Here is a 20,514-nt window from a genome sequence, read left to right as displayed (position 1 = left end):
CTGAGACAAGTCCAGTCTCTTTGTCCGACAACTGATGTCAGTATCGGGCCAGTGCCCGGAAAAGCGATATCCGGATTGCCATCGTCACCATTCCGTTACCGCCGAACTGGGGATTTACCGGCCGGTAGGTCGAAGCACGATCTCCGTGGGGTGTGCGTCGGACGGTGTTTCGACGGCAGTGAGTACGGCACGCGCCACAGTGGAGGCTTTCAGGAAGCGCTCCGGGTCGTACTCGTCGCCCTCACCCGCGACGATGTCGCGCTGCATGTCGGTGTCGATCCGTCCGGGGTGAATGGAGGTGACCCGAAGTGCCGGCTCTTCCAGGCGCAACGCATCTCCGAAAGCGCGCAGGGCGAACTTGCTGGCCGCATACGAGCCCCAACCGGCGTTGGCGCGCAGTCCGGCACCCGAATTGATCAGCACGACGTGACCTCCAGCCGCACGAAGCGCGGGCAGGAGAACCCGCGTGAGTTCGGCGACGGCGATGACGTTTGCCTCGAGGGTGCGTCGCCACTGATCGACCGAGGATTCCTCGATGGTTCCGATGTCGGCCACGCCGGCGTTGTGTACCAGCACGTCGAGCGTCGTGATGGACGAGGCGGCGGCGGCGACGGCGTCGTAGTCCGTGAGGTCGAGGGGTAGGGGCGTCGATCCGGGCAGTTCGGCGCAGATCGGCTCGAGGGCCTGTGCGGATCGTGCACCGAGCAGCAGGTCGTGTGTCGGCGCCAGTTCGCGTGCGATGGCAGCTCCGAGGCCGCGACTGGAACCGGTGATCAAAGCAGTAGGACGCATGGTGCGAGCCTATCGAGTGAGGATTGTTCGGCCATACGAACTTGTGTATTTGTTTACCCACATATTAGAGTTCGACCATGACGACACGCGACGCGAAGAACTTCCGCCGCCTGGGAATTGCCGCCCTCGCCGCCCTGCTTCTGTCCAGCTGTTCTGCGGTGAGTTCTGGCTCCGACGACGACCGCCCGGTGGTGCTCACCACGTTCACCGTGCTGTCGGACATCGCCCAGAACGTTGCCGGCGATCATCTTCGCGTCGAGTCGATCACCAAGGCGGGGGCCGAAATTCACGGCTACGAGCCGACGCCCGGAGACATTCGGCGGGCGAGCGAAGCCGATCTGATCCTCGACAACGGCATGAACCTCGAGGCGTGGTTCGCGAAATTCGTCAACGGACTGGACGTGCCACACGTCGTGGTCAGCGACGGCGTCGAAGGCATTCCGATCGCCGGCGACGCGTATGCGGGCAAGCCCAATCCGCATGCATGGATGTCTCCGCTGAATACACAGATCTACGTCGACAACATGGTGACTGCTTTCAGCGACCTCGACCCGGACAACGCCTCGGCATTTGCGGAGAACGGCGCGAAGTACAAAGCGGAACTGCAAGCAGTGCAGGATGGCCTGGTCAGCGGCCTGGCGGCATTGCCCGCAGGTCGGCGCGCACTTGTCAGTTGCGAGGGTGCGTTCTCCTATCTGGCCAGGGACGCGGGACTCAGCGAGGCGTACATCTGGCCGGTCAATGCCGAGCAGCAGGCGACGCCGCAGCAGATTATCGCCGCGATCGACTTCGTCCGAGCCAATTCCGTTCCCGCCGTCTTCTGTGAGTCGACGGTCTCGGATGCCCCCATGCAGCAGGTTGTCGGGGCGACCGGTGCGAAGTTCGGCGGAACGCTGTACGTCGATTCGCTGTCCGAAGCCGACGGTCCCGTGCCCACCTACCTGGACATGATTCGCCACGATACCGACGTCATCCTCGGCGGTCTGACCGGCGGTAAATCATGAACGAAGCCATTCGCGTCGAAGACGTCAGTGTTCACTACGGCGAGGTCCACGCACTGGACCACGTCGATCTGACGTTGAACTCGGGTAGCGTCTGCGGACTGATCGGTATGAACGGTTCAGGAAAGTCGACTCTGTTCAAAGTGATCATGGGGATGATCAAGCCGGACAACGGTTCTGTCAGAATCGCCGGTCTCGACGCAGCCACTGCGCGCAAGAGCGGCCGCGTCGGATACGTGCCGCAGAGTGAAGACGTCGACTGGACCTTCCCGATCAGCGTCCGTGACGTCGTGATGATGGGCAGGTACGGCCACCTCGGATTCTTGCGACGTCCGCGGCGTGCAGATCGCGAGGCGGTGGCAGAGGCCCTCGAGCGGGTGGAACTCACCGAATTTGCGGATCGTCAGATCGGTCAGCTCTCGGGTGGTCAGAAGAAGCGCGCGTTCGTCGCACGCGGCATCGCGCAGGACGCGTCGATACTGTTGCTGGACGAGCCGTTTGCGGGCGTCGACAAGCGTTCCGAGGCAACGATTTCTACGCTGCTACGAGAGTTGGCTTCCGACGGCCGGTCGATCTTGGTCTCGACCCACGATCTCCACGCTGTGCCGAAACTCTGCGACGAAGCGGTACTGCTCATGCGCAAGGTCCTGGTGCATTCCGACCCGGACACCGTGCTGCAACCGGAAAACCTCGCCCTGGCTTTCGGTCTCGACGTGATGGACAGGACCTGATCGATGAACCTCGTAGAACTGCTACTTGATCCTCTCCAGTACGGATTCATGGTGCGAGCGTTGGCCGTTGCGGTTGTGGCAGCGGTTGTCTGCGCGGTGCTCAGTTGTTGGTTGGTGCTCATCGGGTGGTCGTTGATGGGCGACGCCGTCTCGCACGCCGTGCTGCCGGGTGTTGTCCTCGCTTACGTCGTCGGCGCACCATTTGCCATCGGGGCCTTGATCTTCGGGTTGATCGCCGTAGCGCTGATCGGACTGATCCGTAACACCAGTCGCGTCAAGGAAGACGCCGCGATCGGTATCGTCTTCACGACTCTCTTTGCGTTCGGTTTGGTTCTCATCTCGGTGACCCCCAGCCAGACCGATCTCAACCACATCATTTTCGGCAACCTGCTGGGGGTGAGCTCGTCCGATCTTCTGCAGGTCGCGATACTCGGCGCGTTGGCGTTGAGCATTCTGTTGATCAAGCGTCGTGATCTGACGTTGTTCGCCTTCGACCCGATCCATGCGAACGCGATAGGTCTTTCGCCCAAGCGCCTGGGTGCGCTGCTACTCGGCGTCCTCGCACTCACGTCTGTTGTGGCGTTGCAAGCCGTCGGCGTCGTGCTGGTGGTGGCGATGCTGATCATCCCCGGCGCGACGGCCTACCTCCTCACCGACAAGTTTTCACGGATGCTGGTGATAGCTCCCGTCGTTTCCGCAGTCTGCGCGATTACCGGTATCTACGTCAGCTACTACCTCGACACGGCTTCCGGTGGCATGGTCGTCATGACGCAGGGCATCGTGTTCGCTCTGGTGTACCTGTTCAGCCCGTCGCAAGGGGTGATCGCGAAATGGACTTCGCAGCGGCGTAGGACCCGAGCGGAGTACAGCGCCGCGGCGTACGAGCCTTCCTGATCGTTCGTCCAGTTAACAATCCGCTACCAAATCGGGTAGGTTCGTACGGGCATTCGTCACCACAACATTCCGGCCGCAACGATGCCGGCTGCAAGACGATCGGTGGTGACGCCTTGAACACCGATGGGTTCTTCGATGACGCAGTTCCGAGCGCGACGCACGTGGCTGGTTCTCGGCGTCGTTGTCGCGGTCATCGCTCTCGCCGGATCCGGGCTGCTCAGCCCACGAACTTCGGTTCTGGTGGACGATATCGCCCAGCTCGTCGGCGGAGCCACCGCAACTGCGGTCTGTTGGTGGACATCGCGGCGCTATCACGGCGTCGAGCGGCGTTGGCGAACTCTGATGGCTCTGGGTATGGCCGGCTGGACTCTCGGGATGTTCTTCTGGGCGTTCTACCGCTCGGTTCTCCACGTTCCACTTCCGTCGCCGTCGATCGCGGACATCGGTTTCTTCATGTTCCCGGTGTTCGCCGTGCCGGCGCTTCTGTCGTTGGTGCGTCAGTCGCCCCGGCGTGAGGCGATCGGTCCGATCCATCTCTGGCTCGTGCTGACGCTCGACGGCCTTGTCGTTGTCGGTGGATTGTTCATCCTCACGTGGACAACGGCCCTGGGCGCCGTCGTTCATACCGGTCCGACGGGATCTCTCGGGTTCCTTGTCGCGGTGATGTATCCGATCACCGACTTCGTTCTGATCGCCATGGTCTTGCTGATGGTCATCGGACCGAAGGCCGTAGCAGAGATCCGTGAACCGCTGACGTTCCTCGGGTGCGGGTTGGTGATGCTCTCCCTATCGGACAGCCTGTACGCGTACTTGGTGGCGATCGGCGCCGAGAGTATGCCGACCATCGCCGATGCCGGGTTCATCGCGGGGCCGCCGTTGATCGCCTTGGCGGCGCTGACGAAGCGAACCGAGCCTCGGAACCGCAACGCGCCGCAGCAGTGGCGAAGCGATCGGACTCAGTTGCTGCTGCCGTATCTGTTGATCGCGGTGATCGCGACGATCGTGACTGTTCAGGCGCTGATCGTCGGCAACCTCGATGCCGTGGTCGTGATACTCGGCGTCGGCGTGTTGGTTCTCGCGCTGGTGCGCCAAATACTCACGCTCCTCGAGAACGACGCGCTCCTCCAACAGATCTCCGCTGCCCAGGACGAGCTGAGGTACCGAGCACATCACGACCCACTCACCGAGCTTGCAAACCGGGCCGCGTTCGACGAACACTTTGCGAGCGCCATCGAAAACTATCGCCAGACGAACTCCGATTGGGTGCTGATGCTTGTCGATCTGGACGACTTCAAACAGGTCAACGATCGTTACGGGCACCCGGCCGGTGACCGGTTACTGGTTGCTCTCACGGCGCGTCTGCGCGAAGCGGTTCCCGAGGGTGCGTTTGTCGCTCGATTCGGTGGCGACGAATTCACGGTGCTCCTGCAGGGCACGATCGACGACGCCGTCGTCGTGGCTCGCCGGATCGTCGACGCGCTCAGGTCCGATCAGACTGCAGACACATCGGTGTCGGTGGGTGCGAGCGTTGGTGTCGCGCATTTCGAGTCCGCGCAGTTCGAGTTCGGGGACGAACCGCTCAGCGCGCACACTCTTCTTCGCCAGGCCGATGCGGCGATGTACGAGGCGAAGAGAAGTGGGAAGGGCGCGGTCGTTGTCTACGGCGACCGCCGCAAATGGTTATCGCCGTAGTAGTGCGAAAATCGTTGCCGGTGAACCCGATCCGGCCTTGTTGATCGCACCACCGACAAGGATGCCGGCCCCGGTGGTTGGCAGGGCGGCAAGATTGTTCAAGTTCTCCAGGCTGATTCGATGCTTGTCGTACAGGATTGTCGAGACGGGGTAGGTTTCGTCGTTTCCGAGGTCGGGACCGAACGTGTCGGTTCCCAATGCTCCGCGGGTGCCCAAACGGCCGGTGTCTATCAGCCACCGCGCCGCGTCCACCGAGAAGCCGGGCTGGTGGGTGACGCCCTCGGCATCGGAGTTGGCATATTCTTCGCTACCCCAGCGCGATTCCCACCCGGTCCAGAGAACTACGGCCGCTCCATCGGGGATCTTGCCGTTGCGCGTTTCCCATTCCTGCAGGTCCGCGACCGTGAGCGCATAGTCCGAATCGGCGGCAGCCTTGTCCCGGATGTCGATCTTCACTGCGGGGAGGAAGAGGTCCGCCGGATCGAGTTGGTCGGCTGTGAGGCCGCCTTCCTGGAAGTGTGCGGGTGCGCCCCAATGCGTGCCCGTGTGCTCACCTTCCTTGACGTACTGGAGGTAGTAGCCGTCGTCTGCGATGGTGGCCGCTGTGTCGAGAGTGAACTCGGGGTCGCCTGGAAAAACCGGCGTCGTCGCCGGGTCGTTCACGTGTGAGAGCGAAACAACCGACAACTGTTCGTTCAACGGACTTGTTGCGTCTTGACTGCTTCCGGAACTGCTACCCATGTCGATCACCTGAGGTCCCGCTACCAGCGCCAGACCTGTGGCTGCGCGCTGAAGTAACTGCCGTCGTTTCATCGATCCCCCACCAATTTGTCCGAATTGAGAGTGTTGCAATCACTTTCGCTCCTTGAACACTAGGACAGAACCTTAGGCTGCTGCGGACCACGACGACCACTCCACATCGCGGACAGCTATGACCTGTCCGTGCGGTCGGTGATCTACGTACTGCGGATACTTTGCGGCCAAAGCATCGATCGCGCTCTCGGACTCCTTGGTGCCGGGGTCGAGAACCTCCGCATGTCCGTCGACGCGGACCCACCAGAGCGCGGACCAGTCGTCGTCGTAATGATCGACCAGCAGGCTTGCGCGCCCCGTCTCGGTGATGTTCCGGAGCCTGCGAAGAGCGGTCGTGGTTTTCGGTTTGTGGTCGACACAGGAATAGACGGTGCCGCCGACCAAGACGAATACCAGCGGCACGATGTGCGGAACGCCGGCCGCATCTGCCGTTGCCAGGTGAGCCACCCGCGCGGCTTCAAATCGTGCTCTCGGGTCGTCCATATTCACAGCGTAAGGGGATCAAGGGTTGCCGCGAGCCGCTGCTGACGGAACAGTGGTCTCATGGAACCGGATGAAGCGCTTCGGGAGATCGCCTACTGGCTCGAACGATCACGCGCTGAAACGCACCGCGTCAAGGCCTATCGCCGAGCTGCGGAGGTCTTTTCAGGATTGTCCGACGAGCAGAAGGAGTCTCGCCGGAAAGCCGACAGTTGGAAGGCCCTTACCGGCATCGGGCCGAAGACTGCCACGATTATCGCTCAGTCGTACGACGGCATCCCCGAGTATCTCGAGGAACTGCGGGGGCAGGCTGAGCCCATCGGCGACAGCCCATTGCGACAAGCCCTCCGCGGCGACCTCCACACCCACTCCGACTGGTCCGATGGTGGAAGCCCCATCGAAGAGATGATGCGACGCGCAGCAGCACTCGGCCATGACTACTGCGCCCTCACCGACCATTCGCCTCGCCTCACAGTTGCAAACGGGCTGTCCGCGGAGCGCCTACGGTCTCAACTCGACGTGATAGCCGGGTTGAATGCCGAACTGGCTCCCTTCCGCATTCTCACGGGAATCGAGGTGGACATCCTCGAGGACGGTTCACTCGACCAGGATCCCGATCTGCTCGACGAACTCGACATCGTGGTGGCGAGCGTCCACTCCAAGCTGCGGTCCGAACGCGAGGCGATGACCCGCAGAATGCTTGCTGCAGTGCGAAATCCGCGTGTCGATATTCTCGGGCACTGCACCGGGCGTCTTGTCGAGGGTGCTCGCGGAACCCGGCCCGAGTCGCAGTTCGACGCGGAGAAAGTGTTCGAGGCCTGCCGCGAATCAGGCACAGCCGTTGAGATCAATTCCCGACCGGAGCGTCGTGACCCGCCTTCGCGTTTGATCGAGTTGGCCCGCGATCTCGATTGTCTTTTCTCCATCGACACTGACGCCCATGCCCCCGGTCAGCTGGCTTGGCAGGGCTACGGCTGTGACCGGGCCGAAACGTGCGGTGTCGAAGCCGATCGGGTGATCAATACCTGGACCGCCGAAGATCTTTTGGAGTGGGCAGGCAATTGAGAGCATGCCGGAATGGGTCACCGAGGCGTTTGCTCGGTGACCTCCGGGTTCAGAGTCGTGTGGTGGAGCGGCGGGGTTTCCGGTCGGGGTCGATGCCCGGTGGTGGGATGAACCAGGGCAGGTGATCGGTGCCCATTCGGATTTCCCATTGTCCGGTGAATCCGGGTTTTCGGTGCATCAGGGTGTGGTGGGTTCGGCAGAGTAGGACCAGGTTGTCCATGACGGTTGGTCCTCCTTTGGCCCAGTGTTTGATGTGGTGGGCGTCGGTCCAGGCGGGGACGCAGTCGCAGCCGGGGAAGGCGCACCCTTTGTCGCGGGCGATCAGGGCGGTGCGTTGTGCCGCGGTGACAAGCCTTTTGAGTGGGGTGACATCGAGTGGGGCACCGTTTCCGTCGAGGAGGACGCTGGAGAGCATGCAGTCACAGGCGATCATGCGGGTGCGGCCGACGCTCAGTGGACCCATCCAGGGCATGTGGCCGACATCGAGATCTTGTTTGTCGAGATCGTGAAAGTCGAGATCGAGCATGCCGGGATCGTCGTCCTCGGAGGGGACAGGTGTTGAGCCATCACTCGTTGTGGCGCATTCACGGTGGTAGGCCAGGTCTTTGGCGTTGATGTGCACGTTCAGGTGTGGGCGTTGGCCGCCGTCGATGCCGGTGGCAGCGTTGTCGAGGTAGCGCCGGATGAGTTCTGCCATGGCGTCTGCGTTGCGTGTGGCGGCGGATCGTTTGTCGGGCGTGCCGTCTTCGGCGGGGGTGGGCATGGAGAGGTTGGAGAGGGCGGAGAGAAGCATTTCGCCGGTCACTCCGTCGAAATCGCCTCGAACGGCGACTCTTCCGTTGAGGGTGGGGGAGATGCGCAGTTCGTTGCGGTCGGTGTCTTCGCTTGGTGGTGGGTCGTCGGATTCGAACATGTGCTCGAGGACGCTGATGGCGTAGCGCAGTTTGACGGTGGTTGCTTCGGTTCCGGATGCTGCGGCGAGGAGTGTGTCGCGGCAGTACGGTAGTGCGGCGTCGGGCATTGCCTTGGGTGGGGATTCGCAGAACGCCACGATCAGTGCTGCGTGCTCGAAAGTGAGGTCACCGGCATCGAATTGGTCTTCGATCTCGGGAAACGACCGTAGCGCTTTGCCCAGGGCTGCGATTCTTCTGCCGGCGGAGATCTGCAGCATGGTGTGGTTCGCGAGCCATTGTCCGGTGCCGCGGTAGCAGAGTACTTGTTCGTCCGGGTTCAACGTCAGGGTGTCGACGGCGGCCACTCGAATGGCTTCCAGGCGAAGGATTTCCGCTGACGCGGTGATGGCGATCTCGCGGACGTCGCTGGGGTGAAGCCGCCACAATCGTCCGCGCACACCCACGGCGGAGCTGTTGACCACGTCGGTGACGGCATCTTCGGTGATGTTGATCGTCATGAGAACCCCCCGTTCCGCCTTCCATCATACTCGAACATACTTTCGAGTCAAGGGCTTTTTCGAGAAGGTGAGGTGGGCCCGGCCGTCGTGATTCTGTTGTTCGAGAGCAGATTCCGTCGCTAGAGCATCAGCGCCGGATCTGTAGTCAGTTCGATGTTCAGCCACGGTTCGTAGGGGAGATCGGCGAGGCTGGTGGCGAACGAGCGTCGTACTGCGTCTTCACCGTCGATGTCCCAGCTGTGTGGCGCGACCATGAACGTCGCTTCGACATACAGCTTGCGACCCACCTTGCTCATGGTGAGAGTCGGTTCGTCCAAGCCGAATTCGTCGCGGACGACGGCGATGGCTTCGTGCACGCGGGCCTGAACGTTTTCGCCGGGAGCACCTTCGAGGAGTTCGATCAGTGCGGTTCGCAGAAGTGCGTACGGTTGCGGGACCAGCATCGCGCAGCCGAGGAGGACCAAGACGGAGTCGACATATCGGTCGGCGTCGGAGAAATCGGTGCGGCCCAGGATCATTGCGACGACAGCACCGACTGCGACCAGCGCGCTGAAGGCAGCCGACGCTCCCCATTGCCTGGCTTCGGCGACGAGCAGATCAGATGTGCGGTCGACTTGTCGGACGTAGCGCCAGATGATGATCGACACCACCGCGCTGACAGCGCCGTATGCCACCAGAGACCCCGCGGTGACGTCGGCTCCGCCCGCGAGGATGACACGAACTGCCTCGACTGCGGCGTAGGCGAGCGTCGCCAGTAGTGCCATGCCCTGGACAGCGATGACGACCGGGATCAATGCCTCCTTGCCGAACGGGAAGCGTGCGGTGGGGCCCGAGTCGGCTATCCGCGAGACCCGCAGTGAGATCGCCGTCAACACCATTCCGATGAGGGCGTACACACCGTCGAGCAGGATCACCTGGGACTGCGAGATCCAGCCCCAGAATGCGGCGAGCACAGCCAACGCCGTTGCGACCACGAGCGAGTACCGCAGGGCCTTGCGTTCGCGGGTAGCGCTGTCTTCCTTGGTGCCCATGAATTCCAAACCGCCTGTCCGTTTCGATATTCCTTCACGTAGGAATACCAGCAACGACGCGCAGGCACGGGATCAGTGGACCAATTGCGCTGCCAGATCGAGAAAGTCCTCGGCGTTGATGTCGAACTCGTCGGAGAAGGACACATCGGGATTGCCCCTGGCTCCGAATTCGAGTGGTCGAGCTATGAAGGCTGTGCGGAATCCGAGAGCTTTGGCCGCCCGGATGTCATATTTGTGACTGGCAACCATCATGATCTCGGCCGGGTCGTACCCGAGATATCGAGCGGCCAGGTGGTAGATCTTCGGATCTGGTTTGAAGACGCCGGCCATTTCGGCAGTGAAGACGGCATGCCATGGCAGATTTCCGTGCCGGGAGATGCTGACTGCGGCATTCACGTCGGCGTTGGACAAGGCAGCGATTGTGTACTGCTGGCGCAGGGTTGTCAGGCCGGCGACAGTGTCGGGCCACGGGTCCAGGAATTTCCAGGCGGTGGTGAGTTCTTCCTGTTCGGCATCGGAAAGTTCGATGCTCTCGCGGGCCAACAGCTTGCGCAGAGCCTCGCGGTACACCGAATGTACTGTCACCCATTCGCCTGTGGAGTCGTCGGCCTCGGAGGTGTTCGCGAAGTACTCAGCGCGCCAGAGATTGACGAATCTTGGCCAGTCCACGTCGGCGTCGGTGATTCGACGGGCCTCTCGGCACAGTGTGCTGTGAAAATCGGTCGCTGTGCCCTGGACGTCGAACAGCAGTGCTTTGATCTTCTCGCGCACTAGGCCTCCACTCCGAGATCACCTGACGGACTTCCTTCATTATTGCGGCTGCAGCGCCGGATTCGTGCTCGGTGAGCGCAAAGGCTCGACGCGTCGCAAAATAGACATCTATGGCCGACCGCGGATTTACCCCGACTCAGCTCGCCGCCCGAGCTGCCTACTTGCTGCGCGGAAACGACCTGGGCACGATGACCAGCGCTGCCCCGAAGCTGTATCCCCACATGTGGAGCTGGGACGCCGCGTTCGTGGCGGTAGGTCTGGCGCCGCTCAGCGTCGAACGGGCGGTAGTAGAGCTCGATACCTTGCTCTCGGCTCAGTGGAAGAACGGAATGATTCCGCACATCGTGTTCGCGAACGGTGTCGACGGCTACTTCCCCGGCCCGACGCGGTGGGATGTCAATGCGTTGGCAGCGCATGCTCCTTTGGGTACCGCTACATCGGGAATCACCCAACCCCCCGTTCACGCGATCGCGGTGCAGCGGATTCTCGATCATTCGCGTCGGCACGGACGTACGACGCGTGCGGTCGCGGAAGAGTTCCTCGACCGGCGCTGGAGCGATCTGGTTCGGTGGCACCGGTGGTTGGCGGAGGCCCGCGATCTCGACGGCAACGGCCGTATCGCGCTCTATCACGGGTGGGAATCTGGGATGGACAACTCTCCGCGGTGGGATCTGGCGTACGCGAATGTTGTTGCGGGACAAGTTCCTGCGTATCAGCGTGCTGATCTCGCTGTGGTGACGGACCTGTCTCAGCGGCCCACGGATAACGAATACGACCGCTACCTTTGGCTTCTCGAAGAGATGAAGGCCGTGCGGTACGAGGATTCTCAACTCGCCACTGCCATGAGTTTTGCCGTCGAGGACGTGTTTGTCAGTGCGGTTTTCTCGATGGCATGCGACGTCTTGGCAACTATCGGTGAGGAGCATTCGCGGCCGAACTCCGACGTCCGTGATCTGCGCGGTTGGGCAGATCGATTCCGGCAGGGCGTGATTGCCACCACCGATGAACGATCAGGTGCAGCAAAGGATTTCGATCTTCGCACCGGGCGATGGGTTCATACCGAGACCATCGCGATGTTTGCGCCGTTGCTGTGCGGCGGCCTGAGCCGCGATGCCGAGCGCGCTCTGTTGCGCACTTTCGAGGGGCCCAAATTCTGTGGTCACCCGGACATGCGGTTTGCTGTCCCACCGTCGACGTCTCCGGTTTCCGGCGATTTCCGCCCGCGGGAGTATTGGCGTGGCCCGGTGTGGCCGGTGATCACGTGGTTGTTCTCGTGGGCGTTCGCGCGTCGGGGGTGGGCCGAGAGATCGCACGTGTTGCGTTCGGAGGGTTTGCGGCAGGCCAGCGATGGCAGTTTTGCCGAATACTACGAGCCTTTCACCGGTGAGCCGCTGGGCAGTATGCAACAGTCGTGGACCGCTGCGGCTGTTCTCGATTGGCTCGGTTGAGTGAACATTCCTTGAATTAGGGGACAAAACGGACTAGTCGACCTTAGTCTCGGGAAATGGTCGAGCGACGGATCGTCAGGACACTGGGCAAGCTCACCCCGATCGCGATGGCAGCTGCCATCGCGATCACGGCACCTGGCCTCGCCGCTGCCGACGCTCCCCGTGGCCCGGACGTCTCTTCGTGGCAACACGTGGACGGAACCGGAATCGACTGGTTCCAGGTCAAGGCGTCAGGGCACGAGTTCGCGATGGTCAAGGCCACCGAGTCGCTCAACTACGTCAATCCGTACTTCATCCAGGATTGCCTGGTCATGCGTGCTGCCGGCGTCTCGCGCGGGGCCTACCACTACGCAGACGTTCGCCAGTCCCCCGAAGCCCAGGCCGCCTTCTATTCGGCGATCGTCCTGGGTATCAACGGACCTGGTGACCTCCCGCCCGTTCTGGATCTCGAGGACGCGAAGGGACTGCCCGCCGGGCAGGTCATCGACTGGACTCATCGCTACTTGAATACAGTCCAGACACTCACCGGGCGGCAGCCCATCATTTACACGTATCCCAACTTCTGGCGTACTCAGATGGCCAACACCACCGAGTTCAACCACTACCCGCTGTGGATCGCCGATTACAACGGGCAGAACGCACCGGGGCCGCTACCCGGCGGTTGGTCCAACTGGACTTTCTGGCAGTACACCAGCACCGGACGCATCCCCGGAATCACCGGAAACACAGATATCAACGTCTACAGCGGAGCCCAGGGCGATTTCGATCGCTACGCCAACAGTGTGGGGTTCGGCAGCAGCTAGGTTGCGGCGGGGCCTTTGGCTCCGTGGTGCCCGGTTCGGGCCCTTTCGCCCTCGATGCATTTGCCTCGAGGCACGCGGAAGGGCCCTTTTTGGCACTCTTGTGACGCTTGGCTGGTTAGTCCGGTTGTTGCTCGTCAGTTACGAGAATTCTGCCGGGCGGTAGCCACGGTCGCTGAACTTTCGACTAGCTGAGCAGGATCAGAAAATAGCTATGGCAGAAAATGAGCAGAACTGCTCTGCCTGAAAAGCTACAAAACGGACTTGAAGTTGGGTTTGAATCGAAGGCGGCCGCCCGGTTTCGGGCGAAGTTGGTGCCTCGCAATCCAATTATCGGAGCCTCGGGATGCTTCGTTACCGGCAGCCGTCGCTGAGTGTGGTCTGGATCAATTCGATCAATTTCGACGTGCTCGCACGGGTGATCGGACTCCATTCAGGACGGGGTTTCCGACCGCCGTTCGAGGGTCTGTGGCGCATCCAACAGGCCTTATCCATATTGGGCATTTGTCCAGATTCCGTACCTTCCTTGAGGTTGGTCGTCACCCGATCTGGTCAGCGGAAACGTTGAATGTCATCGCGTTCGCCGCGGTGCCGCACTCCGAGGGCTGAATTGTCCGCTCGGACAACACTGCTCCTCGAAGCTTGTCCGATCTACGAACAAAAACGTCGATCGGTCTGCTTTGTCCGACTTTCGATGGGCAAGCTCCCGGTTATCTGTTATCTTGTTTCTGATAACTGGAAGGTTGCTCTCGATTTGCGCGGATTTCGAGGGCCAAGGTCCTGTTCAGGACGGCTCTTCCAACACGCAGGTGTTTCCGAAGAGGAGCTCGAATGACAGGACCGGCAACAGCGTCCGGTGTGAGGTCGATCAGCCGAAAACAGGCGCATCGACCCGAACCAACCGATCAACCGGGAGTTCGCGCCAGCGCTCTCGCATCTCCGTCCATCGAACATCGATCAGGCACATCCTGGGGAGTAAGAAATGCCTAACGACATACCGCCGACAAGGTCGGCCATATTCACCGCAGGGCTCCCGCCCTGGGTGCGAGCGTGGACGGTGGTATGGACCGCCATCGCGATGATTCTCGGTATCTCCGGCGCGACGGCAGTGGTTGCGTCAGCGCAGCCGGCCGCGACGCTCGGCGGCCCCGTTCAGGCTCAGGCGCCGGCTCGCGCCGCTGTTCTTCCGGATGAACAGCCTGCAAAAGGCTGCGCATTCAGCGCCCCCGGCACCGGTCCGTTCTCGCAGAACATCTGCTGGATCGATATGTCGACGCTCGATGCGGCAACGGCTGCTTCTGCGGCAGGGCAGTCGATGGAAATCCAGCTCACCGACGGTTACAAGATCAACTTCAAGGCCTTCCTCACCGACTCGGTAGCGGGAAAGACACACCAGGGGATCGAAACCAGGGAACTTCCCACCCTGCACTACGCAGCTCTTGGCTCGTCTGCGTACACGGGTGTGCCGTCGACGATCAAGCCTGCGATCTATCAGAAGTCCGCTGACAATGGTCAATCCGGCGGAACGGTGTCGCTGAAGAACATCGTGATGACCGGGCCGAACGGCCCGATTTACAACTACGGCCTCGTCGCTGCTGACGCCGAGTCGACTGACGCCAACACGTCGACCGACAAAGAGTTCCTGACCTTCAATTCTGACAAGCCTCTCCGCCAGATCGCACGCACGGTTGGTGCGGATGCGCCCGGCTACCCCGGAATTCGGGCTTGTGACGGTGGGCTGACGGCTATGCCCGCCACCACCGTCCGATGCGATTCGTGGAACCTGGTCAACAACAAGGAGTATTCGCCAGGCACTTTGGTTGTGGCATCGACCGCTCCGACCAACTTCGCGGCGACGTTCGGAAATACTGTTCTGGACACCTCTCGTCAGGGTCTGGCGTTCGGTGTTTTGCTGTCGAAGGTCAAGATCGACAAGGACCTCACGCGCGTCACCCCCGGTGACGATTTCACTATCGGCATGAGCACCGGACACCACGCTGATGCAGGCGCCGCTGCAGCAACCGAGATCAAGAGCACCACGACCGGTGCGACTGATACGACGGCATCGACTGGCTGGCGGACGCTCCTCGCAGATACCACGCCCACCCCTGTCACGTTCTGGGAGAAGCCAACTACCTCGGCGACCAAGACCGCGAACTATGCGACATCGTGGGATTGCCAGGTAAACGGCGTGACCCAGGCCCTCAGGGTCGGTGACGTTGCGCAGGCAGCACTTACACCGGGTGACAACGTGTATTGCAAGGTCAAGAACACCCCGGTTCTCGTGAAGAAGTCGTCGTCACCACCTACCGGTGAGACTGTCAATATCGGCCAATCAATCACCTACACTCTGAATTTCGAGAATCCGGGCACTGCGCCGGCAACGATCGACTACACGGACTACCTCGCCGACGTCATTGATGACGGAACGGTTGCGGTCGGTGCTGCAACCGGCGGACTCACCGCCGCATTGAACGGCGCCGACAAGATCAAGGTCGGCGGCACGTTGCCGGCCGGCGGCAAGGGGACAGTCACATACACCGTCACTGTCAAAGACGGCGGCAACAAAGTTCTGAACAACTATCTGGTTCCGGGGACTACAACTCCCCCCACAACATGTGATCCTGCAACCAATCTCTGCACGACGCATCCCATGCCTGGTTTCACGCTGACCAAGACGGCTGATCCGGTTTCCGGTTCGACGGTTCAGGCCGGCGACACCATTACGTACACCGTCACCGGTGCCAACACCGGCAAGACGGCCCTGACTCCCGCGACGATCAAAGACGATCTGAGTGCGGTTCTCAACAATGCTGCTGTCGTACCGGGCTCGCTGAAGGCGACCATCGACGGTGCTCCTGTTGCTGCTCCGACTCTGTCGGGCAGCACTTTGTCGTGGTCCGCGAATCTCCCGGCCGATAAGTCTGTTGTTCTGACATACCAGGTGAAGGTCAATGCCGGCGTTGTCGCGGGAACGGTTCTGAACAACAAAGTCACCGGTACAGCGAAGCCGCCGACCGGTCCGGACATCACTCCTCCTCCGGTGGAAACGAATCACTCGGTTCCAGGTTTTACGCTGGCGAAGACTGCCGATCCGATTTCCGGTTCGACGGTTCAGGCCGGCGAGTCGATCAAGTACACCGTCACCGGCACCAACACCGGCAAGACGAAGCTTGATCCGGTACAGATCAATGACGATCTGGGTGCGGTTCTCAATAATGCTGCTGTCGTTCCTGGTTCGCTGAAGGCGACCATTGACGGAGCTTCCGTGGCTGTTCCGACTTTGTCGGGTACGACGCTCTCGTGGACTGGCGTTCTCGAAGCCGGCAAGTCGGTTGTCCTGACCTACGAGGTGAAGGTCAACGACGGTGTCGCTGCGGGTACGGTCTTGAACAACAAGGTCACGGGTACTGCGAAGCCGCCGACCGGTCCGGATATCACTCCTCCTCCGGTGGAGACGAATCACTCGGTTCCCGGTTTCACTGTCGCGAAGACTGCGGATCCGGCATCGGGTACCGGCGTCAATGCTGGTCAGACGATCACGTATACGGTGACCGGTACGAACACCGGTAAGACGACGCTCAATCCTGTTGTGTTGACTGATGATTTATCGAAGGTTCTCGACAACGCGACGTTGGTGGACGGTTCGCTGAAGGCGACTGTTGACGGTGTCGACGGTGCTGCTCCGACCCTGTCGGGGACGACGCTCTCGTGGACTGGTGTGCTCGAGGCCGGTAAGTCGGTTGTCCTGACCTATCAGGTGAAGATCAACGACGGTGTTGCCGGCGGGGTTCTGATCAACAACAAGGTCACTGGTACTGCGAAGCCGCCGACGGGTCCGGAGATCACTCCTCCGCCGGTGACGACCGAGCATCCGGTGAAGGTTCCGGGGTTCACGGTCGCGAAGGCTGCGGATCCGGTGTCGGGTACCAATGTTGCTGCGGGTCAGACGATCACGTATACGGTGACCGGTTCCAACACGGGTAACACGACCCTTGATCCGGTGGTGTTGACCGATGATCTGTCGAAGGTTCTCGACAACGCGACGTTGGTGGACGGTTCGCTCAAGGCAACTGTCGACGGTGTCGACGGTGCTGCTCCGACCCTGTCGGGGACGACGCTCTCGTGGACTGGTGTGCTCGAGGCCGGTAAGTCGGTTGTCCTGACCTATCAGGTGAAGATCAACGACGGTGTTGCCGGCGGGGTTCTGATCAACAACAAGGTCACCGGTACTGCGAAGCCGCCGACCGGTCCGGATATCACTCCTCCGCCGGTGACGACCGAGCATCCGGTGGATGGCACACCCGCGATCGAGGTACTGAAGTCCTCTGTTCCGTCCACCACGAACCGTGTGGTTGGCGGCCAGGAGATCACGTACACGCTCACGTTCAAGAATGTGGGCACCGCGGATGGTGAGGTCAGCTTCTACGACGATCTCACCGACGTTCTCGACGATGCAGTAATGACGAAGGATCCGGCTACCACTTCCACGCTGGTTGTTTCGGGTGTCGTCGACAACGTCTTCACGGTCACCGGAAAGCTGGCCAAGGGCGAGACCGCGACAGTGACGTACACCGTCAAGGTCAATCCTGAGATCGGAACGTTGTCAGGTCCCGGATTCACTCCGGGTGTCCTGAACAACTACCTGGTGGTTGGTGGCGAGAACCCGCCAGTGGACTGTGTCCCGGGCGACGCTCTCTGCACCGAACACCCGATAGACCCGCCGGAGACCACCACTACGGTGCCGCCGACGACCACCACGACGCCGCCGGTCACGACGGAGCCCTGTGTTCCTCCGACGACGACCACGCGGATGGTTCCGACGACAACGGTTGCGACGACGACGGCTAGCGCGATCACTGCCGGTGACGCTGATGTGACCGGTACGGAGGAATCCACCACAGCGGAGGAGACCACCACAGAGGAGACCACCACAGAGGAGACCACGACAGAAGAAGTTGTCGCGGAGGAGATTGTGGATCCGTGTGGCGTGACGACAACGACGCCGCCGACGACAACGCCGCCGGTCACGACAGTTCCGCCGACCACGACGGTTCCGAACACGACGGTGCCGGTTACACCGACGATCATCATTCCCCCGATCGTCGTTGTGCCTCCGATCGTCGTACCGCCGACGGTTCCGGGTCAGCCGGTTCCGAGCACGGTTCCGGGACAGCCGAAGCCGCCGACAGCAAACCCGGGTCAGCCGGGTCAGCCGAAGCCGTCTGCTCCTCAGGGCGGGACGATCAACTCGGGTGGTGGCGCTGGTGAGAGTGGCGTGAACACCGGGTTGCTCGCAGCAGGTGGATTGGTTCTGCTGCTGGCGCTGGGAACGGGTGTTGTTCTCCTGACGCGTAAGCGTCGCGAGGACGGTGACAACTGATTCTCTTGAGAATCTGAGGTAAACGACGTGGGGCAGATCGCAGAGTATGCGATCTGCCCCACGTCGTTTTCATGTGTGTTACGAGCCGAGCCGAGATCCGTCCTTCTTCCAGGCTGCAACTACCGACGGGCGAGGCTGGGCGGAACCACCGTCGGGCCAATGGGATGCGGGGCTTTCGATGCTGGCGTCGTCGGTCTCGCCGGGGTGCTGGACGCAGACGATGACGCGCTTCTCGTCCACGATGGGGCCGCAGGTTTCGGCGCCGACGGGAACGGTGAGGAACTGCTTTGTCTCACCGCGGTTTTCGCCTTCGAGGACAACGCTGAACAGCCCGTCGTTGGACTTGAGTGCGTTGCCGTCGGTGGAGATCCACAGATTGCCGTGCGGGTCGAAGGCAAGGTTGTCCGGGCATGAGATGGGGCTGACCTTGCTCTTGTCGAACCCGCCGAAGTAAGTATCGGCTGTGGCCGGATCTCCGCAGACGAGAAGAAGATTCCAGCCGAAGGTGGTGCCGGCGTGGTCGTCGGTGATTTCGAGGACCTGGCCGTTCTTGTTGTTGTTCCTCGGGTTCGCCTCGTCGGCCGCGGCGCCACCGTCGACTCCGCGCTTGGTGTTGTTGGTCAGTGCGACGTAAACCTTGCCGCTCTTCGGGTTTGCCTCGAAGTCCTCGGGGCGATCCATCTTCGTTGCCCCGACCTTGTCACCGGCTTGGCGGGTGAAGACGGCGACCTCTTCGGCACTCATGCCGTCGACCAGCGATTCGCCCTTGCCGTCTTCGCCGGTGCGCAGGATGGCTACCCACTCGCCGGTTCCGTCGAACTTGCCGTCCGACGGAAGTTTGCCGCTGCCGTCGATCTCGCCGGCGGAGTTTCCGCTGAGCTTTGCGACGTACAGTGTTCCGGCGTCGAGCAGAGTCATGTTGTGGCGCATGGCTGCTTGACTCTTGCCGTCCTGCATCTTTCGGCTGGAGACGAACTTGTACATGTAGTCGAAGCGCTCGTCGTCGCCGCTGTAGGCGACGACGGTGCCGTCCGCCGTGATGTAAATGGTGGCGGCTTCGTGCTTGAAACGTCCGAGCGCTGTGTGCTTGATCGGAGTCGACGACGGATCCCAGGGATCGATCTCGACGACGTATCCGAATCGGTTGACCTCGTTGGGTTCTGCGACCAGATCGAACCGCTTGTCGAATCGTTCCCACTTGCGCTCGGAAGCGGCACCGGCAAGACCGTAGCGCTTCAGTCGCGCTGCGACCGTGGGATCGGTGACACCCTCGGCGTTCGCGAAGTACTGGTTGAAGTTCTCTTCGCCGGAAAGCACTGTGCCCCAAGGTGTGACGCCGCCGGCGCAATTGTTGAGGGTGCCGAGCACTTTGGTTCCCGTGGGATCGGCACTCGTCTTGAGGAAGTCGCTGCCTGCAGCGGGGCCGGTCACGACAAATTCCGTGGTTCCGGTGATGCGGCGGTTGTTCGATCCGATCTCCGGTACGAGCTTGCCGTTGTCGGATTCGCCCTTGACCTGCACGACCGACAGTCCGTGGCTGGCCAGGCCGATCTTGAACTGCTCCTCGGTCGGGTTCTCCGCATCGTAGCCGCGGAACATCGCCGGCTCGGTGGAGTATTCGTGATTGACCACGAGTAGGTAGGTGTTGGGCTGCCCGTCGACCGGGAGCAATCCGGCGAAGTCGTTGTTGAATCCGAACTGCAGTTCCTGCGCTGCCGCAGTCTGCTTGTCGAAGTCGAAAGCCGGGGCGCCGGCGAGAACGGCGTCACCCCAGCGAATCACGACGGCTTGATCGTATCCGTCAGGGACGGTGACCTTGTCTTCCTTGTTGGGCGCGACAGCGCTGAAGTTCGTCCCCGTTGGTGTCGATCCGCCGCTGCTGCCGCTCGTCGATCCGGTTCCCGGTTCGGCACTTGCGGATTCGTCCGAACAGGCGACGAGGGCGCTGCCCGCTCCCACCGCGAGGACTGCCATGCCGCTGCCCCGGAGCAAGCCGCGACGACTCAGCGCTGTGCGTGCGATGTCGCGGAAGTACTCGCCGCCCGAGGTGTTGGGGACCTCGTGAGAGCACGCGTTTCCGCACTTGTACTGGCAGGTGATCGACGCGCGCGCAGACACGCCGTCGTGTTTGACGAACAAGGCCAAAGGCTTGATAGCCACCGTGAACTCCCGAGATTCGATGTACGGACTTCGGGAACCGTA

General features: G+C 61.6%; 15 protein-coding genes. 8 read left to right on the top strand and 7 right to left on the bottom strand.

Annotation, left to right across the window (positions count from 1 at the left end; genetic code table 11):
* Positions 1–114: 114 nt before the first annotated feature.
* Positions 115–792 carry an SDR family oxidoreductase gene (locus tag ACVZUB_RS29640; protein WP_007729052.1) on the bottom strand — a complete coding sequence of 226 codons (678 nt, stop codon included), beginning with the start codon at positions 790–792 and terminating at the stop codon, positions 115–117.
* Between the two features lie 77 nt (positions 793–869).
* Here ACVZUB_RS29640 and ACVZUB_RS29635 point away from each other — a divergent pair, with 77 nt between their 5' ends.
* From ACVZUB_RS29635 to ACVZUB_RS29620, 4 genes are all read left to right on the top strand, one after another.
* Positions 870–1,796 carry a metal ABC transporter substrate-binding protein gene (locus tag ACVZUB_RS29635; protein WP_482628040.1) on the top strand — a complete coding sequence of 309 codons (927 nt, stop codon included), beginning with the start codon at positions 870–872 and terminating at the stop codon, positions 1,794–1,796.
* On the top strand, positions 1,793–2,524 hold the full coding sequence (locus ACVZUB_RS29630) for a metal ABC transporter ATP-binding protein (RefSeq protein WP_372025693.1): 732 nt from the start codon (positions 1,793–1,795) through the stop codon (positions 2,522–2,524). The genes ACVZUB_RS29635 and ACVZUB_RS29630 overlap by 4 nt, the downstream gene beginning before the upstream one ends.
* Before the next feature lie 3 nt (positions 2,525–2,527).
* Complete coding sequence (locus tag ACVZUB_RS29625; RefSeq protein ID WP_064113147.1) at positions 2,528–3,418, top strand: metal ABC transporter permease; 891 nt, start codon at positions 2,528–2,530, stop codon at positions 3,416–3,418.
* A 135-nt stretch (positions 3,419–3,553) separates the two neighbouring features.
* A complete protein-coding gene (locus ACVZUB_RS29620) occupies positions 3,554–5,110 on the top strand; it encodes a GGDEF domain-containing protein (RefSeq protein ID WP_328599641.1) in 1,557 nt (518 codons plus the stop codon).
* Here the strand turns inward: ACVZUB_RS29620 and ACVZUB_RS29615 are convergent.
* A complete protein-coding gene (locus ACVZUB_RS29615) occupies positions 5,099–5,851 on the bottom strand; it encodes a cyclase family protein (protein WP_482628557.1) in 753 nt (250 codons plus the stop codon). The two genes, ACVZUB_RS29620 and ACVZUB_RS29615, sit on opposite strands and share 12 nt — an antisense overlap.
* A gap of 144 nt (positions 5,852–5,995) precedes the next feature.
* Positions 5,996–6,406 (bottom strand): TIGR03668 family PPOX class F420-dependent oxidoreductase, encoded by a 411-nt coding sequence (locus ACVZUB_RS29610; RefSeq protein WP_030537452.1) that lies wholly within the window; start codon positions 6,404–6,406, stop codon positions 5,996–5,998.
* Between the two features lie 60 nt (positions 6,407–6,466).
* Here ACVZUB_RS29610 and ACVZUB_RS29605 point away from each other — a divergent pair, with 60 nt between their 5' ends.
* The gene (locus ACVZUB_RS29605) at positions 6,467–7,468 is read left to right on the top strand and encodes a PHP domain-containing protein (protein WP_063315367.1); all 1,002 of its coding nucleotides are present in this window, start codon (positions 6,467–6,469) and stop codon (positions 7,466–7,468) included.
* A 49-nt stretch (positions 7,469–7,517) separates the two neighbouring features.
* On the opposite strand, the gene ACVZUB_RS29600 is transcribed toward ACVZUB_RS29605, so the two are convergent.
* From ACVZUB_RS29600 to ACVZUB_RS29590, 3 genes are all read right to left on the bottom strand, one after another.
* Positions 7,518–8,879 (bottom strand): HNH endonuclease signature motif containing protein, encoded by a 1,362-nt coding sequence (locus ACVZUB_RS29600; protein WP_482628039.1) that lies wholly within the window; start codon positions 8,877–8,879, stop codon positions 7,518–7,520.
* Positions 8,880–8,998: 119 nt separating this feature from the next.
* Positions 8,999–9,910, bottom strand: a complete 912-nt coding sequence (locus tag ACVZUB_RS29595) for a cation efflux transmembrane domain-containing protein (protein WP_234552178.1) — start codon at positions 9,908–9,910, stop codon at positions 8,999–9,001.
* A 72-nt stretch (positions 9,911–9,982) separates the two neighbouring features.
* The gene (locus ACVZUB_RS29590; RefSeq protein ID WP_007735269.1) at positions 9,983–10,681 is read right to left on the bottom strand and encodes a haloacid dehalogenase type II; all 699 of its coding nucleotides are present in this window, start codon (positions 10,679–10,681) and stop codon (positions 9,983–9,985) included.
* A gap of 110 nt (positions 10,682–10,791) precedes the next feature.
* Here ACVZUB_RS29590 and ggh point away from each other — a divergent pair, with 110 nt between their 5' ends.
* The 3 genes from ggh to ACVZUB_RS29575 all read left to right on the top strand — a co-directional run bounded on the left by ggh (position 10,792) and on the right by ACVZUB_RS29575 (position 18,312).
* Complete coding sequence (ggh, locus tag ACVZUB_RS29585) at positions 10,792–12,129, top strand: glucosylglycerate hydrolase (RefSeq protein ID WP_042449890.1); 1,338 nt, start codon at positions 10,792–10,794, stop codon at positions 12,127–12,129.
* A 107-nt stretch (positions 12,130–12,236) separates the two neighbouring features.
* Positions 12,237–12,932, top strand: coding sequence for a glycoside hydrolase family 25 protein (locus ACVZUB_RS29580; protein WP_371714689.1), 696 nt, complete (start codon positions 12,237–12,239; stop codon positions 12,930–12,932).
* A gap of 979 nt (positions 12,933–13,911) precedes the next feature.
* Positions 13,912–18,312 (top strand): DUF7927 domain-containing protein, encoded by a 4,401-nt coding sequence (locus tag ACVZUB_RS29575; RefSeq protein WP_482628038.1) that lies wholly within the window; start codon positions 13,912–13,914, stop codon positions 18,310–18,312.
* Between the two features lie 78 nt (positions 18,313–18,390).
* On the opposite strand, the gene ACVZUB_RS29570 is transcribed toward ACVZUB_RS29575, so the two are convergent.
* On the bottom strand, positions 18,391–20,472 hold the full coding sequence (locus tag ACVZUB_RS29570) for a PhoX family protein (RefSeq protein ID WP_217018143.1): 2,082 nt from the start codon (positions 20,470–20,472) through the stop codon (positions 18,391–18,393).
* Positions 20,473–20,514 lie beyond the last annotated feature (42 nt).

The sequence above is a fragment of the Rhodococcus sp. OS5 genome, assembly GCF_056837585.1.
The sequence above is the reverse complement of the archived record's forward strand: the minus strand, read 5'-3'. Positions and strand labels throughout refer to the sequence as shown.